This window comes from Sorangium sp. So ce128 (genome assembly GCF_051525245.1).
Taxonomy (GTDB): Bacteria; Myxococcota_A; Polyangia; order Polyangiales; family Polyangiaceae; genus Sorangium; species Sorangium cellulosum_B.
In genome coordinates this window covers 9,278,857-9,298,356 of the sequence record NZ_CP150313.1, presented here as the reverse complement: position 1 = coordinate 9,298,356, position 19,500 = coordinate 9,278,857, and the positions used below count along the sequence as shown (strand labels likewise).

At 71.0% G+C, this 19,500-nt stretch carries 18 protein-coding genes; 14 read left to right on the top strand and 4 right to left on the bottom strand.

Features of this window, described 5'->3' with window-relative positions:
- Nucleotides 1–411 precede the first annotated feature (411 nt).
- Nucleotides 412–2,373, bottom strand: coding sequence for a thrombospondin type 3 repeat-containing protein (locus WME82_RS35370; protein ID WP_438038907.1), 1,962 nt, complete (start codon nucleotides 2,371–2,373; stop codon nucleotides 412–414).
- Nucleotides 2,374–2,820: 447 nt separating this feature from the next.
- Between WME82_RS35370 and WME82_RS35365 the strand changes: the two genes are divergently transcribed.
- The 6 genes from WME82_RS35365 to WME82_RS35340 all read left to right on the top strand — a co-directional run bounded on the left by WME82_RS35365 (nucleotide 2,821) and on the right by WME82_RS35340 (nucleotide 6,835).
- The gene (locus tag WME82_RS35365; protein WP_438038906.1) at nucleotides 2,821–2,961 is read left to right on the top strand and encodes a beta-propeller fold lactonase family protein; all 141 of its coding nucleotides are present in this window, start codon (nucleotides 2,821–2,823) and stop codon (nucleotides 2,959–2,961) included.
- Entirely contained in the window at nucleotides 2,958–4,058 is a 1,101-nt protein-coding gene (locus WME82_RS35360; protein ID WP_438038905.1) for a hypothetical protein, read from the top strand. Before WME82_RS35365 ends, WME82_RS35360 begins: the two co-directional genes overlap by 4 nt.
- 122 nt (nucleotides 4,059–4,180) lie before the next feature.
- Complete coding sequence (locus tag WME82_RS35355; protein WP_438038904.1) at nucleotides 4,181–4,720, top strand: RNA polymerase sigma factor; 540 nt, start codon at nucleotides 4,181–4,183, stop codon at nucleotides 4,718–4,720.
- Nucleotides 4,717–5,625 (top strand): hypothetical protein, encoded by a 909-nt coding sequence (locus WME82_RS35350; protein WP_438038903.1) that lies wholly within the window; start codon nucleotides 4,717–4,719, stop codon nucleotides 5,623–5,625. Before WME82_RS35355 ends, WME82_RS35350 begins: the two co-directional genes overlap by 4 nt.
- Nucleotides 5,626–5,674: 49 nt before the next feature.
- A complete protein-coding gene (locus tag WME82_RS35345) occupies nucleotides 5,675–5,881 on the top strand; it encodes a hypothetical protein (protein ID WP_438038902.1) in 207 nt (68 codons plus the stop codon).
- Between the two features lie 204 nt (nucleotides 5,882–6,085).
- Nucleotides 6,086–6,835: a hypothetical protein gene (locus WME82_RS35340; RefSeq protein WP_438038901.1), complete on the top strand. Its 750-nt coding sequence runs from the start codon at nucleotides 6,086–6,088 to the stop codon at nucleotides 6,833–6,835.
- Nucleotides 6,836–6,955: 120 nt separating this feature from the next.
- On the opposite strand, the gene WME82_RS35335 is transcribed toward WME82_RS35340, so the two are convergent.
- Complete coding sequence (locus WME82_RS35335; protein WP_438038900.1) at nucleotides 6,956–7,891, bottom strand: cupin domain-containing protein; 936 nt, start codon at nucleotides 7,889–7,891, stop codon at nucleotides 6,956–6,958.
- A gap of 15 nt (nucleotides 7,892–7,906) precedes the next feature.
- Between WME82_RS35335 and WME82_RS35330 the strand changes: the two genes are divergently transcribed.
- On the top strand, nucleotides 7,907–8,416 hold the full coding sequence (locus WME82_RS35330; RefSeq protein WP_438038899.1) for a DUF4267 domain-containing protein: 510 nt from the start codon (nucleotides 7,907–7,909) through the stop codon (nucleotides 8,414–8,416).
- Nucleotides 8,417–8,468: 52 nt separating this feature from the next.
- Complete coding sequence (locus WME82_RS35325) at nucleotides 8,469–8,630, top strand: DUF2871 family protein (protein WP_438038898.1); 162 nt, start codon at nucleotides 8,469–8,471, stop codon at nucleotides 8,628–8,630.
- Between the two features lie 301 nt (nucleotides 8,631–8,931).
- On the opposite strand, the gene WME82_RS35320 is transcribed toward WME82_RS35325, so the two are convergent.
- Nucleotides 8,932–9,339, bottom strand: a complete 408-nt coding sequence (locus WME82_RS35320; RefSeq protein ID WP_438038897.1) for a hypothetical protein — start codon at nucleotides 9,337–9,339, stop codon at nucleotides 8,932–8,934.
- 105 nt (nucleotides 9,340–9,444) lie between these two features.
- On the opposite strand from WME82_RS35320, the gene WME82_RS35315 reads away from it, so the two are divergent.
- The 6 genes from WME82_RS35315 to WME82_RS35290 all read left to right on the top strand — a co-directional run bounded on the left by WME82_RS35315 (nucleotide 9,445) and on the right by WME82_RS35290 (nucleotide 17,452).
- Entirely contained in the window at nucleotides 9,445–9,921 is a 477-nt protein-coding gene (locus WME82_RS35315) for a hypothetical protein (RefSeq protein ID WP_438038896.1), read from the top strand.
- A 112-nt stretch (nucleotides 9,922–10,033) separates the two neighbouring features.
- Nucleotides 10,034–10,573, top strand: coding sequence for a hypothetical protein (locus WME82_RS35310; protein WP_438038895.1), 540 nt, complete (start codon nucleotides 10,034–10,036; stop codon nucleotides 10,571–10,573).
- 229 nt (nucleotides 10,574–10,802) lie between these two features.
- Nucleotides 10,803–11,459 carry a superoxide dismutase family protein gene (locus WME82_RS35305; protein ID WP_438038894.1) on the top strand — a complete coding sequence of 219 codons (657 nt, stop codon included), beginning with the start codon at nucleotides 10,803–10,805 and terminating at the stop codon, nucleotides 11,457–11,459.
- A gap of 948 nt (nucleotides 11,460–12,407) precedes the next feature.
- Nucleotides 12,408–15,038: a transglutaminase-like domain-containing protein gene (locus WME82_RS35300; RefSeq protein ID WP_438038893.1), complete on the top strand. Its 2,631-nt coding sequence runs from the start codon at nucleotides 12,408–12,410 to the stop codon at nucleotides 15,036–15,038.
- A gap of 578 nt (nucleotides 15,039–15,616) precedes the next feature.
- Complete coding sequence (locus WME82_RS35295; RefSeq protein WP_438038892.1) at nucleotides 15,617–17,206, top strand: hypothetical protein; 1,590 nt, start codon at nucleotides 15,617–15,619, stop codon at nucleotides 17,204–17,206.
- 45 nt (nucleotides 17,207–17,251) lie between these two features.
- Complete coding sequence (locus tag WME82_RS35290) at nucleotides 17,252–17,452, top strand: hypothetical protein (protein WP_438038891.1); 201 nt, start codon at nucleotides 17,252–17,254, stop codon at nucleotides 17,450–17,452.
- Nucleotides 17,453–17,660: 208 nt separating this feature from the next.
- On the opposite strand, the gene WME82_RS35285 is transcribed toward WME82_RS35290, so the two are convergent.
- The gene (locus WME82_RS35285) at nucleotides 17,661–19,241 is read right to left on the bottom strand and encodes a sigma 54-interacting transcriptional regulator (protein ID WP_438038890.1); all 1,581 of its coding nucleotides are present in this window, start codon (nucleotides 19,239–19,241) and stop codon (nucleotides 17,661–17,663) included.
- Nucleotides 19,242–19,500 lie beyond the last annotated feature (259 nt).

Sequence of the window (19,500 nt, the reverse complement as noted above, 5' to 3'; positions counted from 1 at the left end):
CATGCGGGCTCGCATGTTCCTGGAAATATCTCATCCTGCCGGATGGCGGCTTCATCGACATGGAAGCCCTCGGCAAAGATTCACCATGTAGGCCAGAAGGGGCGGCGCGTGAAATTCTACAGGTTCATCCGCTTCACCGGCCGCACGAAGCCCCGCAGGGGGAAGGCATCATGGGAACGTGGGTGCGCCGGGATAAACCGGTACGGAGACGGGTATGCAAAAGACCTACATCGAAGGCCTGGCGAGCCACGACGGCCCCGAGTCACGCGCAGGCCTCCGCGAGAGGTCGGCGAAGCGTTGACAGGGGTACGCGCAGACAGGGACATTGAGCCGCGAAATCACATCGATCGGGGTGCCGACGCTGTCCACGTAAGCGGGGCAGGACCAGAAGCGGCCGGGGTCAGGAGGCGGTCAGTGGAAGCACACCTCGAGCGAGGGGCGGCCGCCGAGGATGTCGTGCTCGCTCGAACGGTAGCTGGTGCGCGCCGTCAGGTCCTCCTCCAGGAGGAAACCGTGGTTCGGGTGCACGCCGTCGACCCACGCCTGGACGAGCGCGGTCAGGTCGACGGTCGCGACGCCGGACGACGCCCCGAGGAACGTCGCCTCGACGGCCGGCTCGAAGCTGTCGGCGAAGCTGCTCCAGGTCACCGTGGACTCCGCCCAGGAGGCGTTGATGCGGTGCACCCGGATCTCGCCCGTGCCGGAGCTGTAGAGCGCGGTGCTGAACGTGGCCGACTCGATGGTGGCGCCGTACGGGATGGAGTCGAGCTCGAAGCGGTACAGCGCGTTCTTCTCCGCGCCGCTGCTCAGGCCCGTGTGGACATAGGAAGAGCTGCCCTCGTTGTAGCTCGGGTACAGCGCCCAGATCGCCGTGTCCGCCACCTGGCCGAAGGTGCCCCGCTGGATCGTCACGCAGGGGTCGCACGCGTCGCCGACGCCGTCACCGTCGCTGTCGGCCTGGCCGGGGTTCGGCGCGGCCGCGCAGCTGTCGCAGGCGTCTCCGACGCCGTCACCGTCGCTGTCGGCCTGGCTGGGGTTCGGCGTGGCCGCGCAGTTGTCGCAGGCGTCGCCCGCACGGTCACTGTCGCTGTCGGCCTGGCTGAGGTTCGGCGTGGTCGCGCAGTTGTCGCAGGCGTCGCCCCGGCCGTCGCCATCGGCGTCGGCCTGGTCGTAGTTCCGCGTGGCCACGCAGTTGTCCTCCCCGTCGCAGGCCCCATCATAGTCGTAGTCGTGCCACCCTGGGCCTCTGCATTCGTCGCAGCTGTCTCCGTACCCGTCGCCGTCGTTGTCGTCCTGGCCGGGGTTGGGGAGGGACGCGCAGTTGTCCACCGAGTCGCAGGCCCAGTCGGCGTCGAAGTCGGTGTCCCCGGACGCGTGGCAAGGGTCGCACGCGTCGCCGTGGCCGTTGAAGTCGCTGTCTTCCTGGCCGGGGTTCGGCGTGTCCGCGCAGTTGTCGCAGGGGTCGCCCAGGCCATCGCCGTCGGCGTCGCGCTGGTCCGGGTTGTAGTAGTAGTCGCAGTTGTCCGCACCTCCGCAGAGCCCATCATAGTCGTAGTCGTCCCATCCTGAGCAGGGCTCGCAGGCGTCGCCGAGCCCGTCACCGTCGCTGTCTTCCTGGCCAGGGTTCGGCATGGCCGCGCAGTTGTCGCAGGCGTTGCCGAACCCGTCGCCGTCGACGTCGCTTTGGTCCGGGTTGGCGGTCGCGATGCAATTGTCCGCCCCATCGCAGAGGCCATCCCCGTCGCTGTCGGCGTCGCTTTGGTCCGGGTTGACGGTCGCGACGCAGTTGTCCGCCCCATCGCAGAGGCCATCACTGTCGCGGTCGTCCGACCCCGGACCCGCGCAGCGATCGCAGGCATCACCAATCCCGTCGCCGTCGGCGTCGCTCTGGTCCGGGTTGTACGCGTCAAAGCAGTTGTCGCACCCCGAGCCCGCACCCGCCGCGACGCCGTCGCCATCTCTGTCCCCGCTCCCCATGAACTGGGCGGTGGACACGTAGCCGTCGCAAATATTCCGGTTGGCGCAGCTCACGCCGGTGCGGGTCGGGTTGGCGTCGAACAGACACGCCGACGCCGCCCCCTCGTCCGACGCGACGTCGACGCGCACGTAGCCCCACGAAACGTACTCATCACCGACCGTTGCGACCTGGAAGTCGTTACAGCCCGCGGGGTTGTAGAGCGCGAGCAACGCCGGATCGGTGATGCTCACCCGGAGCGGCGAGGCGTTGCACTCGCAGCCGTTCGAGCTTGGCACGGTGTCGAGCAGCGTGCCGTTCATGTACAACGAGAAGCTGTTGTCCGCGCCGCAATCGGCGTGGCCGATGGTGTACGTGATCGCGGTGGTGGCCGCGTGCGCCGCATCGGGCAGCAGCACGAAGCCGAACAACAAGCCAAGCGTACGGAATAGCAAAAAGCCAATTTTGCCTGGAAGGCGCATCGTTCCTCCTCGGTTCGGGGCGCTCGCACCGGAGCGCACGGGGCAGGGAGCACATCGGATCTGCCCGGAGACCCGCCGGGCCGCGCTGCGCCCGTCGAGCTGCACGGTCCAGAGCTCGTCGCTTCCCGCCCTAGATGCGACAGCGCTTGCCAAAATTCACCGTCCGGTGAGGATCGCCACGGCGGGGTCGCTGGAGGCTCGAACGCCACCATCATGACGATGGCGGCCTCGACTCCTTCCCGTGCGCAGCCTCGGCTCCAGCGTGGTGTAGACACTGCACCACAGCCGAGTGAATTCGTTGGAACTGTTGATTTTCGCAGGCGGATCAGTGGATCGTACGTTTGGACGTTATGTCGACTGCCGGTCGTTGGCGGGAAATTCTTGATGCTCGTCGCGAACCAGGGCTCGAGCAACCTCATCGCGTTCCGCGTGGACGAGGCGACCGGCGCCCTCCGGCCCACCGGCCGCGTCACCGAGGTCCCCGGGCCCACCTGCATCGGGATCGCGGCCTCGCCGGGCCCGTGACCGCGCCCCGCGCAGCGCGCCTCGGGCTCGTCGTCGCTGCGGCGCTCGCCGCGTCGGCGCTCGTCGCTGCGGCGCGCCCCGCGCGCGCGTCGTCCGGCGAGCAGACAGCGTCGCTGAGCTGGGTGCGGCTCGCCGGCGCCGAGGCGTGCGTCGGGGCGCGCGCGCTCGCGCAGGCGGTGGAGGCGCGCCTCGGGCGCGCGGCGCTCGTCTCGGCCGCCCGCGCCGAGCTCACCATCGAAGGGCGCATCGAGCCGGAGGGCACGGGCGGGTGGCGCGCGGTGATCGCGGTCGCCGACGCGGGCGGCGCGGTGCTCGGGACGCGCGAGATCGCGACGGCGTCGCCCCGCTGCAGCGCCATCGACGACGAGCTCGCCCTGGCCATCGCGCTCATGATCGACCCCAGCGCGAAGCTGTCCCCCGGCGCGCCGCCTCCGCTGGCCGCGCCGGCGCCGCCTCCAGCGCCGCCTCCGGCGCCGTCGCCCGCGCCCTCGCCGCCGGCGCCGCAGGTCATCGTGCAGCGCGTCCTGGTCCCCGTCCCGCCGCCGGCACCTCCGCCGCCGGCATCTCCGCCGCCGGCGCCGTGGCGCGTCGAGGTCGGCGCTGGCCCGCTCTTCGGGCTCGGCCTCCTGCCCTCGCCCGGCATCGCCGCCGCGCTCCGCGCGCGCCTCACGCCCCCGCGGTCCTGGTCGTTCGAGGTCGGGGGGGCGATCTGGCTCCCGAGCGAGGCGACCACCGGCGCCTCCTCGACGCGCTTCTCCTGGGGCGAGGGGTTCGTGTCCGCGTGCCCCGTCTCGCTCGGGGGCGAGACGCGGCTCTCCGCGTGCGCGGGCGTCCGCCTCGGCGCGCTCCAGGTCGGCGGCCTCGGGTTCGGCGTCGACCGCGCCGACGAGCGCCTGACCGCGGGCGGCGCGCTCGACGTCCGCCTCACCCGGCAGCTCGCCGGCCCGCTTACCGTGGGGGGCGGGCTCGGGCTGATCGTTCCGATCGTGCGCGACACCTTCTACTACATCGACGCGCAGGGCCGGGACCGCGAGGTCTTCCGGATGGCGCCGCTCGCCGGGGCGGCGGACGTCCTTCTCGGTGTCAATTTCCCGTGATGTTTCCGTGACTTCCGCTGATTTGCCCGATCCGGAGCCCGGCGTCGCTTTTCTTCCATAAAACCGCGCGCTCGCGACCATCAAGGTCAGGGCCCGGCTTCCTTGCGCCCCGGCCTCTCGCGATGACCCTCGAGGAGATTTTCGAAGAGAACGCGGCGTACGTGTGGCGCGTGCTGCGGAGGCTCGGCGTCGGCGAGGCCGACGTCGAGGACGTCTGTCAGGAAGTCTTCCTCACGGTGCATCGGAAGCTCGACACCTTCGACGGCAGCTCGGCGCTGCGCACGTGGCTCTACAGCATCTGCCTGCGGCTCGCGTCGGAGTACCGGCGGCGGCCGCACCGGCGGCGCGAGGAGGTGGCCGAGGCCGTTCCCGAGCCGGTCATGGCGGCGCCGCAGGACGAGGCGCTCGATCGCCGCCGCGCGCTCGACCGGCTCGACGCGGCGCTCGATCGGCTCGACGACGACAAGCGCGCGGTGTTCGTCCTGTACGAGATCGAGCAGGTGCCGATGGCGGAGATAGCGAGGGCGGTGGGGTGCCCGCTGCAGACGGCGTACTCGCGGCTGCGCGCGGCGCGGGCGCAGATCGAGGCGGCGATGCGCCGGTACGAGCTCGGCGCGTCGCGGGTCGGGGCCGCGCGGGTCACCGAGGGGAGCAACGTATGAGCGGCGATCCTCGCAAGCAGATCGGCTCGGAGGGCGGCTCGGACGTGCTCCGCCTGGCCCTCGAAGCGGCCCGGCGCGACGCGCCGGACAAGGCGCAGCTCGCGCGTCTCGCGGCGCGGCTGCCGCTCCACCCTCCGGGCGGACCGGGCGGCGGCAAGGACCCCGGCGGCCCCGCGGACGGCGGTGGACCGGCGACCGGCGGCGGCGCGGGCGCCCCGGCGACCGGCGCCGGCGTGAGCGCCCCGGCAACGCACGCTCCGGCGGGGATCGCCGCGACCGGGGCTATCGCACCGCCGTCGGTGCTCTCCGGCCTGGCGGTCGGCGCGGCGCTCGGCGCCGTCCTCGTCGGGGCGGTGTGGCTCATGCCGTCGCGCTCGCAGCCGCCGCCCGCCGCGGCGGTGGTCGCGGCAGCAGGCACGGCGGGGGCCGCGGCGGCGTCCGCCGCGGGGGCGCCGGAGGTGCCCGCGGAGGCGCCCCCCGCTGCGCAACCGCCGCGCGCGCGTGCTCCGGAGCCGCCGCGCGCGCGCGCGTCCGCCGTGACGACCGGCGCGCCGCTGCCCGCGCGCGCGTCCGCCGCGACGAGCGGCGCGCCGGCGGCGGGCGGCTCGGCGCAGGCGGCGCTGCCCGACGCGGAGACGGAGCTCGGCCTGCTGCAGCGCGCGCAGGACGCGCTCGCGGCGCGCCCTGCGGAGGCGCTCGCGCTCGCCGACGCCCACCTCGCGCGCTTCCCGGGCGGCGCGCTCGCCCAGGAGCGCGAGGTGATCGCGGTGGGCGCACTGAAGGCGCTCGGCCGCGGCGGCGAGGCGCTCGCGCGCGCGAACCGCTTCGTCGCGGCGCACCCGAGCTCCGCCTACCGCCGCAGGCTCGAGATCCTCGTTCCGGAGCTGAGAGGCGCGCAGCGGTGACAGCAGGCCGCGGGCTGCCGTCGCCCCGGCGAGGCCAGGGCGCTGATCGGTGGATCTCTCGAGGTCCCCGGCTCGCGGCGTTGCCACACCGGACGCCGGTCGTAACGGCTGCTCTGCTCGCGGCAAAGGCGGCTTCCTCCACGGCACGGTCGAGCTCGTGGGCATCGATGCCGCGGAGCTCGTGGTGAAGCTCGAGGGGACAGCCACCTTCGACATCGACGTCAGCGGCGTCCACGACGCGCTCCGCTGCCCCTGAGCGCCGCTCGCCGCTCCTGCGCCGCGGCTCACCGTTCCCGCCGGCGCGGACGCGAGGGGATCCAGCGCCGCCGCCTTGTTCAGGCCCACCGTCGTACCCGAACGAAGATCGATCAGGAGATCATAAAAACAGACGAACGACGCCATTCATGGAGTGACAACGGGCTGCGCTGACAGGCCCGGGGAGATACGAATGCGACGCCTCGTGAACACATCCATTTCATTGTTCTTTGGGCTGATGATGCTCCAGACCTTCGGCGCCGGATGCACCGCCCTGGTGGAGGTCGGCGATGACAGCGACGACGGCGGTCAAGAGGCCGGGCCCGAGGATGACGCCAATGGGACCGGCAGCGGCTCGTCGGTCGGGAGTGGCGGCAACTCCAGCACCGGGGGCGGCTCGTCGGTCGGGAGTGGCGGCAACTCCAGCACCGGGGGCGGCTCGTCGGTCGGGAGTGGCGGCGACTCCAGCACCGGGGGCGGCTCGTCGGTAGGCGCCGGCGGTTCCGCCTCGACCGGGAGCGGCTCCGGGCCGGCGACGGCCGGCGCGATCGCGCTCTTCAGGAATGAGTTCCCCGGAGAGCCCGGGAGCAGTTCATCTGCCGGGCCGGGCACTTCTCCGGACGATCTCTTCATCATCTTCGGCTCCCCGGTGAGCCTCTGCTCGGATCCATCCGGGACCACCGGCTGCGACAACTGGCAGCTGGGCATCAGCATTCCCCCTGCGCTGCAGGTGCCCGGCATCATCGATCTGAGCGCGCCGGAGGTGTTGTTCTCGACCTACACGGTGACCCGCTCTGACAGGGGCGACGGCTGCTGGTCGGGCGACGGCTCCTTCAGGTCCGGCACGATGGAGATCGTGAGCATCGACGCCGCGGAGATCGTGGTCCGGCTGAGCGGCACCGATACCCACGACATCGACGCCAACGGCGAATACACCGCTGCTCGATGCCCCTGACGTCGCTGGCTCCGTGACGGAGAAGAATCCTCTCGTCGAGGGTCTGGCGATTCCCAAGCGAACGAGACGTCCGCTTTTTCGATCTACGTCACGAGCTGATCGACGCTCCTGCGCGGTGATTCAGCCGTGCGCGGCGCGCAGCTGCGCGCGGACAGCCGACGGCGTCGCCCCGGTCTCGCGCCGAAACGCGCGCTGAAACGCCTGCACCGTGGCGAACCCGACCGCGTGGGCGATCTGCTGGTTCGACAGCGTCGTCTCGCGGAGCAGGCGGCGCGCGTGCTCGGTGCGCAGCGTCGCCCGGTACGCCATGGGCGGCGCGCCCGTGGCCTCGAGGAACCGCCGGGCGAGCGTGGCGCGCGAGACGCCCACCGTTCGCGCCAGGGTGTCGACGCCCCACGCGCGCGCCGGGTCGTGCACGAGCTCGGCGATCGCGCGGGCGACGACGACGTCCTGCGTGGCGCCGAGCGCGGCGAGCTTCGCGGGCTCACGGTCGGCGAGCAGCCGCACGAGCTCGATGAGGATGAGCTCGAGCCAGCGACGGCGAGCCAGCCCCGCCCCCGGGCGCGTCTCGTGCAGCTCGCTCCGCAGGCGCGCCAGCGCGTCGGCAAACGAGGGCCGCGCCTCGACGGCCCGCGCGCCGGCGTGGATCACCGTCGGCAGGACCTGCAGCAAGGGGGCAAGCGCGTCGTGCTCGAACCGGAACACGCCGCACAGCGCGTGCGCCGTGGTGGCGCCGCGGCCGAGCACGCGCTCGCCGTCCTCCTCTCGCGAGACCTCGAGCCACCGGTCGAGGAGCACGGGCTTCGCCCTCGCGTCGCCGTGGTCGACGCGGTGCCCCACGTTCGGTCGCACCAGCGCCACGTCGCCCTGGTAGAGCGAGACAGCCTCTCGCCCGGCGCGCAGCACGCAGCTCCCCTCGGTCACGTGGTGGAGCACCAGGATCGGACGCGCCGGAAGCTCGAGCGCCCAGGCCCCTCGCGCAGCGGTCCGGCAGACGAGCTCGGACGAGAGTTTTGCCAGGAAAAATCGGCTCGATAGCGGGTCATCCTGGTACATGGTGCGAGCCTAACGATGATCCACAACGCGCGCAACGTGAGCGTCTGGGGACATTCGTTGCGCGCGCCGGCCACAGCGGGCGCGTCCGCCGAGGGCTACATCCAGCCCATGAACGACGCCGCTATCGCTTCCTCCGCCTCGTCCCTCCCGTCGCGCCGCCTCGGCGGCGCGGGCATCGCCACGCTGCTCACCGGCCTCACGCTGTGCTTCATCGGCGCGCGTTTCCTGGTTGTCCCCGGCGCCGCGGCTGCGGCCTTCGGCGTGCTGCTCGCTGGCCTCGCCGCGTACGCTGTCGCCAAGGGAGCGCGCGACCTCTCCGTCGGCGCCTTGCTCATCGCCTTCACGCTCCTTGGCGAGCGGCGCGCCGCGGCGCTCACGCTGCTCCTCGGATCCGTGATCCCCGTCGTCGACGGAGCCATCGTGCTCGCGTGGCGCGGCGCTCACCCGGGCTACCTCGCGATCCACTGGGGCACCGCCGTGTTCTGCATCGCGCTCGGCGTGCTGCAGCTCCGCCGCCGTGCGTGACCCTAGCGAGTGCTTGAAGGAGTCCCATCGGGGCGATGGTTGATCACAGGGAGTGAGCACCGAAATGCGGAAGTCGTACAACGCAGCACACGTCTACATGATCGTCGGAGTGGTCTCCGGGCTGTTCTACCGGGAGTTCACCAAGGTCAATCACTTCACCGGCGAGACCCAATTGGCCCGCGAAAACCTCGGCCTGAACCGTCGCGGCGCGTAGGTGAAAGAAGCCGGATCGCTGCGCGAGGAAGTGTGGCGCGGCGAACCGATGTGGCGGGACCGCGCGCGTCGCGACACCTCGTTCATGGGTCGAAAGAGCGGCCCCGCGCGGCGCAGGGTGATGTCCGGAACCACATCGGCGCCATCCGCATTCCGGACACTCGCGCGGCGCATCCCGGACACCCGGATCTACTGAATGGCCCTTGCGGCGATGTCCAGAGCTCGAAGCAACGATCGAGCCGGCCATCCGGCGGAGGATGGCCTTCATCTATCGCATGCGAGGAGCGCAGGCAGCAGCGAAGCTATCCCTTCGCAGCGCGCACGATGAAATGAAGCGATCTGCCGACGACGTAGCCGAACGTGCACTTCGCGGCGACGGCGACCCAGCCCGCATCGAAAGGACCGCTCTTGCTCGATGCCCCTAGCGAGTCTGAGATCACGTATCCAGACCACGCGAGAACTGCTGCCCAGATCACGAACGTGATGCCGTCATACATCTGCGAACGCGCAACCACGGGGGCCGTCGGGCGCTTGATGAGTTCCGACAGCGCCTGTGCGAAAGGCTCGTGTGCGCCGATGGGCCTCCAATTCTCTTTGCCAACCGGTCGCGCTCTCGTCGTCGGCAATAATCCTTTGCGGATCTCTTCAATGACGGCCCCTTCGGTAAACGGGCCCAGCACCGTTTGCCCGTCCAAAATCTCCCACTCCATGGCCACGAGCCTACCGCAGTTGACATGAATTCAACTGGCAATTTCTCGCGGTGCGCCCGGACGCACGCCAGCGTCCGGGTAGATGAGTGGAGTTCCCAGTGGGGCATGTCGCAGAGTGTGCTGCGCCAGCTACGAGCTCAACAACCGGCTCGACTGGCTGGACATCCCGCTGCGGTCGCCGCCTGCAATATCGGGGCGCTCGCCTATCGGATCGGCGACGCGCCTGCTGCCGTGCGCTGGTTGTCGCTCTGCAAAGAGATCATGCGGCCGCCGAGCACGCCGGAGGAGCGCGACCTGTACGAGTCGCGGATCTTCGACCTGGCGCGCGCGCGCCAGCTCGTCGGCGAGCTCCGCATCGTCATCCCTGCCGGGGCTACCTGCGCCATCGACGGCGAGCAGGTCGCGGTCGAGCGCGACAAGCCCATTCCCGTCGACGCGGGGCGCCACGCCGTGGTGGCGACGCTGAACGGCGCCGCCGTCCGGGTCGAGGCCGCCGGCACGCTCGGGTTTGCGCTCTTCACACACCCGCGCGCCGAGATCACCGCGTCCACCACCGGCATGACGCTCCGCGGGGTGTGGTGATCCTGGTCCCCCGCTGAGCGCGCCGGCGCGCTGGACGAAGCGGGATGCGCCGTTATCCTCGAGGGCTGGTGGGGCGATGATCCGGCTGGAGCTCGCAGGCGCGCATACGCGATTGCACTCGACCTTGTGCGGCGCATGCCCGCAGGGGGCGACCGGCTGTTGCGCCAGCCCGCCGGGGGTCGAGTGGTCGGACATCGGGAGGATCGTGTCGCTCGGCGGCGCAGGCTGGCTCCTCGCTCAGATGACGGCAGGCAACCTGCGCCCCGGTCGGCGCGGCCTGCTCATCCTGCGCGTCGAGCCCCAGGGCAGCGACGGCCACGCGCTGCCGAAGAGGTGTGCTTTCCACGGTCCCGAGGGCTGCACCATCCCGCCGCAGCGGCGCGCGGCGACGTGCAATTACTATGTCTGCGACGACGCCTTCGCGCACGGGGGCGAGCCTCGCGGCGCCCCTGAAGCGCTGGCCGGCCGCAGGGCCCATGACGCGCTCGTGGACCTCTATGGGGGCTGGGATCTCGAGCTCGCCGATCGCATCCGTGCAGGCTGGCCAGACGGCCCTCCCTGGACCCGGGATTTTCTCGCCTGGCTCGGTCGAGAATACAATCGTCTCGCTGCCAGGGCAGCCTCCTCCACGCCGGCGCTGAGGGCTGGATAGCCCCGCCGCGCGCGCCGGAACGCTGAGACGGAGCAGCAGGATCACATTTTTCGATAATCGGCGCAATTCCGTTGCCGAATAGGTGCTCGATGCGAAATTTTTTGACGTAGCTGCTTGGACGCTCGCCGTGTTAGGACATCCTCGTGCCCTCGATGGCTTGGTGGCGTCCGGGGGGCAACTGCCTGCCCGCTCGGGTCGCGCCGAGAAAAGGAGACTTATGTCACGGTGGTTGAAGCTCTCATTGGTCGCCCTTGGCGCCAGCGCTCTCTTGGCCGCGTGCGGGGATGACGGCGACTCGCCCGCTGGTTCCACCAGCACGTCGAGCGGCGCGAGCACGTCGTCCACGACCGGCTCGGGCGGCGGTGATGGCGGGAACGGCGGCGACGGCGGCGGCGGCGACGGCGGGAACGGCGAGGGCGGGAACGGCGACGGCGGGAACGGCGGCGGCGAGGGCGGGAACGGCGGCGGCGAGGGCGGGAACGGCGGCGGCGCGTCCCTGCGGGCCGAGGCGGAGATCCAGGGGTTGAACTCGAGCGGCCTGACCGGGGCCGCGGCCTTCACGCAGGTCGGAGAGGAGGTGACGCTCACCATCACGCTGTCAGGCTGCCCTGCCGGCGAGCACTCTGCTCACATCCACGAGAACAAGAGCTGTGGCAGCAACGGTAATGATGCGGGCGCCCACTGGGTGCCCAACGGCGAAGGACTCGGCAGCTTCGCGTGCGATGCGAGGGGCCAGGGCACGCAGACGGTCAAGCGCGGGACCGACGTCTGGACCGTCGGCGACGGCGCGGACACCGACGTGACGAAGTACGCGATCGTCGTGCACGCCGCGGCAGACCCGGCCGCGGGCGGCCGCATCGGCTGCGGCCTCATCGAGCTGGAGTAACCCTCCGCGGAGCTCGTCTATCCGGACCCGCCGGGGGGCGCATCGGCCCCCGGCCGGCGCGCTCTCCCTGGGCTCGGGGCCGCTCGCGCCGTCCGTACACACTCAGCGTGGGACTCGGCCGCGCCGGATAGGGCGCTCCAGACACGAAAACCGCCATGGCGCCACGCGCGCCAAGAGAACCGAGATGATCCTCTTCTTGGCGTCCATGGCGCCATGGCGGTTCAATTTCTCCTCGCAGGAGCACCGCGAACCAGAGCGCAGCGCGGGCTTCCCGGGGCTGTCTATTTGGAGGATGTGCTCGCGTGTCCGTGCGGTGGGCGCCGGCGGGTCGTCGCCGACATCGGTCAACGTGCGCAGCGCGAAGCCATCGTGGCGATCGTGACCCATCTCGGCATCCCCACCGAGCGGCCGCCCATCGCCAGGGCCAGAGACCCGACGAGGCGGAGGCGCTCGTCGACGAGCTCGACGACGAGTCGCTCGAGGAAGCGGTGGCCGAGCTCCACGTACTCACAGGCATGACGACCTGGGCTTCTGCGGCGGGTGGGTGCGCTGCGCGCCCCCGTCGTGCCGCCCCCGCGAATCGTGATGAGTGGCGTATCCGACGCCTACCCCGCCGCGTCGAGGAGACCGAGGCAGGAGCGTGAAGGCTCCACACCGGAGGACCGCGCGGGCGGGTCTCCACGCCTCCGAGCGCGCGAGAGCGCGGCGGACCGCACGCCAGCGCCGCGGCGCTCACGCCCTCGCGACGGCACGGTGACGAGATGCACAGGATGCATGACGGACATGCAGTATTCGATTTGGAAAATGTATTTACAATGATCCACATGTCCGTCGAATCTACGCTGGGCGCCGCGTGCCCGCGGGCGAGCTGGCTCGCCGCGATGGGCATTTCAATCCGTACGCCCGCCCTCCGCGCGCGCTGGGCCCAGCATCTCCGAGAAAGGCAGTATGTTGGACAACAGCATCTCGTCGACGCACGTCACGTCTCGTCGCGCCCGGCGCGCCGCCCGCCACGGCGACGCGCTGGCCCTCTTGCTCCTCGGGGCTATCGGCCTGATCGTCGGGTGCTCCGACGACGAGCTCGCGCTCGAGGCCCCGGTCGAGACCTCCGCTCAGGAGCTCACAAGCATCCCCACTATCCCGGACGAAGCTCTCCAGAAGACCCTGGCGCCCCTCCGAGCGCTCGAGATCCCTGGCAGGGTCTACATGAAATCCGTCGAGGAGACGTTCTCCGGCTCGGGGACCTTCTCGCAGGTCGTTCACGTCTATCAACCAGACGCGAACGGAGAGAGGATCCGGTTCGAGCTCGCCGCGAAGACAGCGGGGGGACAGGTGGACACGAGCCACAGGTTCGAGTCCGCCAAGGTCACCTCGCGCCCGGGAGAGCCGGACCAGACCCAGCAAACGCTGTCGAACAGCAGCGGCCAGCAAGTGTACGAGCTCTCCAGCTCACGCCAGGGCTGGTATCGCTTCGAATTCACGTACGTCGCCCCGAACGCGGGCCGCACCCAGAGCTTCAAGGCCACGGACGTCTCCGGGAACTCCCTGAAGATCGTCTGGGTCGACCCCCCGAGCGCCGCCGTGCAGGTCCGCGCCAAGGTCGCCGTGGACAGCTCGGCGTCCCAGGTGTTCCTCAAGGGAGGCGCTTACCGGAACACCGATCCCAGCCAGTCCACCTATGCCGACAACGTCAAGCTGAACGGCAACCTGCTCTATCGCCGCGGGTTCGATCAGGGCCGCTACAACTTCCCGCTGGGGCAGCTGAACGCAGCGGAGCACACGCTCGAGTTCTCGCTGGCCGCGAGCGGCTACAATCCTGCCAAGTTCTGGTTCGGCGTCAGCGAGAAGAGCTTCGCGCCGGCGGGCACCAAGACGAGCTGGGACCGGGTCCAGTTCCTCTACCACGGCGCGATGCGCACGGGCGACTATGACGCCTGGAGCGAGGGCGTGGCCTTCGCGCAGGGCGCCACCGTCGTGAACGGCGTCCGTCCTCCGCCCGTCCGCCGCGGCACGACGTTCGCGGTCGCCGTCGAGGACTCGAGCCTGAACGGCGCCACGCAGAACGCGACGCTGCGGGTCATCTCGAACGCCACGGGCGCCGAGGTGTCCTGGGCGAAGTCTCTGCCCGCCGAGGGCGACTACACGGGAGGCATCTTCACGAGCGGCGCGTTCTCCAGGCGGAGCCGCGAGCACTGGCGGATCACCGTGCCGAGCGACGCGCCCATCGGACGCTACCTTGTGCGCGCCTTCGCCCCATCGGGCACCCGGATCGGTCAGGACGTCGTGTTCTACGTGATCCACAACCCCTATCCGCTCGTCGCCAGCGGGGCCATCTCCAAGGCAGAGCTCGAGACGTATGGCTACGACGAGGACGAGGACGGCGTCAATCTGAACGGCGGGTACGGCACCGATCAGGACAACATCCGCGATCACTTCACGGTGCTCTACGAGTGGTCGCCGCCGTACGCCGTGTACCCGAAGCTCACCGCGGCGTTCCGCCGGACGACAGACGAGTCGAAGTTCTCGTTCCTGGATCACGCCGTGGCGGCAGCGCAGGGGACCACGAGCGAGTTCGAGACGATGCGCCGGCTGTATCGCCTCGTCACGCAGCGATACCGGTACAGTCAGGCGACCAACCAGGGCGATGTATCGTCCATCTTCCTGAGCGATGGCCTGGATCCCGCTGAATCGCTCCAGTACGGGAAGCCGGGCTCGCAGCTCAGCTGGGACGACGGGGTGATGGGCGCCCAGTGCTACGACTACGCTCCGGTCCTGGCGGCCATCGCCCGCAGCGCCGGTGTCCTTTCCCGGGTCGTGTCCAGCCAGGGCTCCCTCGGCGGCTGGGGGAACCATTTCTTCACGGAGGCGTACACCCCGGGCGTGCCCCATCACGGCGGCAAGCAGCAGAACAGCAGCTCGAGCCCGAACAGCGACACGAGTCCCTGGTACGTGTTCGATGCGACCAATCCGGATGCGTCCGGCAACACCCCGTATCAGTATCTCTGGGAGCGCTACTCGGAGGGGATCGCGCCGCAGGCGCAGTACGGCAAGGCGACGTTCATGCTCTCGGGATACAAGCCTCTCGGCACGACGACCAACACCGTCACCTGGGATCCGCTGGGCCCCACGGACGATATAGGCGCGGACGACGTCCTGTCCCTGCAGGCCCAGTACGAATCCGGACCGGACTTCTGGCTGACGCAGAGCGGCGTCACGGGCTTCCTCGGGCGCGGCGAGAAGGACGTCTATCGCATCAGCAAGGCGACCACCGGGGCAAGGGCGGTCTCCGTCAGGACGGCGCCGGGCGGCGGGAACACCCTGCAGCCCGTGCTCTGCGTGGGGCCCTACGTCGATCCCAACGGCCCTCCCGTCGAGAGCGAGCCCGGCGTGGCGCCCAGGTGGGCCGCCTCCGTGCCGGTGCGTTGCGCGGATCGGGCGACGACCTATTCCCTTCCCGAGGGGGAGTCGTACGTGGTCGTCTTCCACGACCATGGTCAGCCGGATGACGCCTACCCCGACCAGAACGACAGGCTCAAGCTGGGAGACTCTGTCCAATACGTCCTGGATCTTCAGTACTGAACCTGCCGAGGCCCTCCCGTCGTGGCGGAGCGCCGCCCTCGTTCTTGGGCCTTTTCGTGCCCCGCGCATCCCCGAGCGCCAGCCCGCGTTGGTGGCCCGCGCGGTTTTGCTTTTCGTGATCCGGCCGGCTCGTCCTGGCCTCCGTCATCTGCCCACCGATGATCTACGGGCGGGGGACGGGATTGAAGCGCGACTCCGCCGGCGTCACGCAGCGGGAACCGCACGGGCTCGCGCCCCCGCGCGCCTCCTCCCGGGCCTGTTTGTAAAGAATCTTTAAAAATGGAGCTCCGGGCCGCGCCGAACGTTGAACATCGTTTTTGTTCAGCTACATCATCGGTCGCCTGAGGTCGCTCCTGGCACCGCCTGACGCCCCCAGCGCGCGGCCTCGCGCGCCGGGCGGCGAGGGCTGTCTCCCCGGCGGTTTCCCCGCCGGGGCGTGGCTCACGAGGTCCACGCCGCACCGCCGGGCGGCTCGGATGGCTCCGCGACCACAGCTGAAGAGTGGATGAAACGCGCCGCTTTCCTGCTCGTGGCCGCTCGCCACGGCCGGGCGCTGCGCTTGTAACGGAGAAAGCTTGATGGGACGCTCGAAGATGGGGCTGCTGCTCGCGTGCGGGGTCGGAATGGCGCTGTTCGCCGGGGGGTGCTCGGAGGCAGAGGACGAGATTCCGGAGCCCCTCGACGAAGCTTCGCAATCGCTCGCCCTGGCGGATCGGCTCGCTGAATGCGCGCAGGATCCGCGCGTGGTCGCCGGGCTCGTCTCGCAGGACATCTGCGCGGGCGCGGGTGTCTTCTTCCACGAGACGTTCGAGGGCAACGGCCGCACCTGCGGCACCTGCCACCCCGTGGCCAACAACACGACGCTCGACGTGCCGTTCATCCAGGCCCTCGACCAAACCAACCCCAATGACCCGCTCTTCGTGTTCCGGCAGGTGCCGGAGCTCGCCGAGCTCGAGACCTCGGATCTGCTGGACGACGCGGCCATCCTCGAGAACGTGGACGGCTTCGCCGATCCGACGCACCGGTTCGTCTCGCGCGGGGTGAACCACGTCCTCTCGCTCAGCACCAGCATCCGGGCGGATTCGGGGGACGGCACCACCAATCCCCCCACGGAGCGGACCGGCTGGGGCGGGGACGGCTCGAGCGACGGCACGCTGCGCGGCTTCCTCAAGGACGCGATCACCCAGCACTTTCCCAGGCGCCTCGCCCGCGAGCCGGGCGTCGATTTCCGGTTGCCGACACCGGAAGAAGAGGACGTGACCCTGGCCTTCCAGCTCAGCCTGGGCCGGCTGAACGAGCTCGATCTGGCGAGCGTTCGCCTGTTCGACGCGGAGGCGGAGGACGGCCGGCAAGCGTTCATGGACCCGAACCGCGGCCGCTGCGACTTGTGCCACCACAACGCCGGCGCGAACTTCCAGGACACCGGCAACAACCGCAACTTCGACACCGGCACGCGCACCAAGGGGTCGCCGCTCAACGGGGGCAGCTTCGGGGGCGAGTTCCTCGCGGACGGCGGCTTCGGCGGGCGAGACCTGCCGGCGCCCAACTTCGACGCCACGGGCATCGGCTTCCCCAACTCGTTCGGCAACGGCACCTTCAACCCGCCGCCCCTCATCGAGGCCGCGGACACGCCGCCCTTCTTCCACAACAACCTGCAGATCAACGACAAGGCGGATCCGGGCCTCACCGACGCCGTCACGTTCTACGCCTCGACGCCCTTCCTCTTCTCTCCCGCCGCCCAGGAGCTCGAGCAGCGCTTCGGGACGCCGCTCAACCTCGTGCCGCTCGACGCGATCGCCATCGCTCGCTTCCTGCGCGCGCTGAACGCCGCCTTCAACGCCGACATCGCGAAGCAACGGCTGGACGCCGCGCGGGTGCTCGTCGACCAGTTCGCGAACACGCGCGCCGACGTGCAGCAGAAGCTGATGGAGCTCGCCCGCGTCGAGATCGACGACGCCATCGAGGTGATGGCCCCGATGACGCTGTATCCCGCCGCGGCGCAGCAGCTCGACCTCGCGCGCGCCGAGATCGCCCAGGGCCTCGCGGCGAGCTCGGCGGCCGAGCGCCGCAACCGCATCGTGAACGCCACCGCGCGCGTGACGACCGCCCGGGCCCAGTTCGGTCAGAACATCACCTTCGTGCTCGGCCAGGGCAACCTGATGTACTGAGCGCGGCCGTGGCGCCGCGCCCCCGCGCCGCCACGCCCCTCCCGCATGGACTGGGCTTCCCTCATCCGCCGGGTCTATCTGGAGGATGTGCTCGCGTGTCCGTGCGTTGGGCGCCGGCGGCTCGTCGCCGACATCGGTCAACGTGCGCAGCGCGAAGCCATCGTGGCGATCGTGACCCATCTCGGCATCCCCACCGAGCCGCCGCCCATCGCCAGGGCCACAGACCCGTCGTTCGACGCGGCGTGAGCCTCTCGGCCCCTCTCCTAGCCTCCGCGAGCAGAGGCGGAGCAGGCGCTCGCCGGGAGCGACCCGGCCGCCGCGCGCGCGCTCGCGGACCGGGGGCTCGCCCTGGGCGCGGAGAGGGACGTCGAGGCGGTGCTCCGCGGGATCCAGGTGGGGGCGTCCCGCGCCCTGGGCGCCGGGGGCGCCGCGCGCTCGTCGCGCTCGTGAGCGCTCAGGGCGGCCGCTTCCGCGGCCGCGGGATGCCGTACTCGTCGATGCGGTTGATCAGCGTGCGCAGCGAGACGCCGAGGAGCTTCGCGGCGCGCGTCTGGTTGCCCGCGGACCGCTCGAGGGCCTCGATGACGCGCTGCCGGTCGGCGGCCTTCATCTCGAGCCGGAGCCTCGTGAGGGCGTCGCCGCTCGGCGGCGCGGCGTCGGCTGGCGGCAGCCCGGCGCCGCTGGGAGGGGGTGCGGCGCCGCTCGGCGGCGGCGCGGCGCCGCTGGGAGGGAGCGCGGCGCCGCTGGGCGGCGGCGGGGGGATGGCGCCGCTGGGAGGCGGCGGGAGAATCGCCCCGCTGGGCGGCGGCGGGGGGATGGTGCCGCTGGGCCGCGACGCGGCGCCGCTCGGCGGGGGCGTGGCGCCGTTCATCAGGTGCGGCGGCAGATCGGCGGGCAGGACCGACTCCCCCGCGCACAGGACCGCCGCGCGCTCGATCACGTTGCGCAGCTCGCGCACGTTCCCCGGCCAGGCGTACGCCTCGAGGGCGGCGAGCGCCTCCGGCGAGATGCGCGGCGCGCCGCGCTGGTCGAGCTGCCGGCACGCCTCCTCGAGGAACCTGCCGGCGAGCGGGCCGATCTCGGCGATCCGCTCGCGGAGCGGCGGGACGACGAGGGAGATGCCGTTCAGCCGGAAGTAGAGGTCCTGGCGGAACGCGCCGCGCGCGATCTCCGCCTCGAGATCGCGGTTGGTCGCCGCCACGAAGCGGAGGTCGAGCCGGCGGGGGGTGCGGCCCCCGATGCGGAGCACCTTCCGGTCCTCGAGGACGCGGAGCAGCTTCGCCTGGAAGGCCAGGGGCAGCTCGCCGATCTCGTCGAGGAACAGCGTGCCGCCGTGGGCCGCCTCGAGCAGGCCGGGGCGCGCGTGGCTGGCGCCCGTGAAGGCGCTCTTTTCGTGGCCGAAGAGCTCGCCCTCGAGGAGCGACGGCGGCAGCGCGGCGCAGTTCAGCTCGACGTAAGGCCCGCTCGACCGCGGCGAGCGCGCGTGGAGGGTCCGGGCGAGCACCTCCTTGCCCACCCCCGTCTCGCCCAGGATGAGCACGCTGATGGGGCTCCGCGCGGCGCGGGCGGCCTGCTCGTAGAGCGCCAGCATCGACGGGGCCAGCAGCACGATGTCCGCGGGCGGCTTTCCGCGGTCGGGCTCCTCGGCCGCCCCGCCGGGCGCGCGGCCGACGACGACGGTGGTCGCGCCGAGGTTGAAGCGCTCGCCGACGCCGACCTCGGCGCTCTCCCGAGAGAGGCGCCGCAGGCGGTGCGTGCGCGCCGTCAGCGCGCGGGCCTGCGGCTCGCCGACGAAGGTGCCGTTGGCGCTCCCGAGGTCCTCGATCCGGAGCGGCGGGCCGACGTGGAGGGCCGCGTGCCGGCGCGACACCGAGCGATCGTCGATCCGCACGTCGCACCCCTCGTCGCGCCCGAGGACGACGCGGCCGTGGGCCGGCAGCGGGGCGAAGGTGATCGTGTTGCCGGCCACGATCGCGAGCCGGAGCGTCGTCGCGCAGGAACCCCGCACATCGCTGCCGGGAAAGCCTTCGTCCACGAGCACATCCTACGCGGCGCCGCGCGCCGCCGTGCGCTGGTTTGGCGTTGATTTGCACGAATCATGCAAAACCGTGCAGAGCGCAGGGACCGCGCGGGCGATCGCGCGGCCGATCGTGCAGGCGGGTGCACGATCGGCGCACCTGTCCGCCGGCGCTCTCGCGCGGCGGCGCCGCGAATCGCTGGGTCCGCTGCCCGGCACGCCTCCTGCTGTCCAGGAATTCGGGCGCTCGCGAGCGTCGATGGCGACCTCAGCGACG

Bases quoted from the DNA above. Each gene is read 5' to 3' on its own strand.
- WME82_RS35365 (WP_438038906.1), top strand. From the start codon at position 2,821: ATGCTCGTCGCGAACCAGGGCTCGAGCAACCTCATCGCGTTCCGCGTG.
- WME82_RS35355 (WP_438038904.1), top strand. From the start codon at position 4,181: ATGACCCTCGAGGAGATTTTCGAAGAGAACGCGGCGTACGTGTGGCGC.
- WME82_RS35350 (WP_438038903.1), top strand. From the start codon at position 4,717: ATGAGCGGCGATCCTCGCAAGCAGATCGGCTCGGAGGGCGGCTCGGAC.
- WME82_RS35335 (WP_438038900.1), bottom strand. From the start codon at position 7,891: ATGTACCAGGATGACCCGCTATCGAGCCGATTTTTCCTGGCAAAACTC.
- WME82_RS35330 (WP_438038899.1), top strand. From the start codon at position 7,907: ATGATCCACAACGCGCGCAACGTGAGCGTCTGGGGACATTCGTTGCGC.
- WME82_RS35320 (WP_438038897.1), bottom strand. From the start codon at position 9,339: ATGGAGTGGGAGATTTTGGACGGGCAAACGGTGCTGGGCCCGTTTACC.
- WME82_RS35315 (WP_438038896.1), top strand. From the start codon at position 9,445: ATGTCGCAGAGTGTGCTGCGCCAGCTACGAGCTCAACAACCGGCTCGA.
- WME82_RS35300 (WP_438038893.1), top strand. From the start codon at position 12,408: ATGTTGGACAACAGCATCTCGTCGACGCACGTCACGTCTCGTCGCGCC.
- WME82_RS35295 (WP_438038892.1), top strand. From the start codon at position 15,617: ATGGGACGCTCGAAGATGGGGCTGCTGCTCGCGTGCGGGGTCGGAATG.
- WME82_RS35290 (WP_438038891.1), top strand. From the start codon at position 17,252: ATGGACTGGGCTTCCCTCATCCGCCGGGTCTATCTGGAGGATGTGCTC.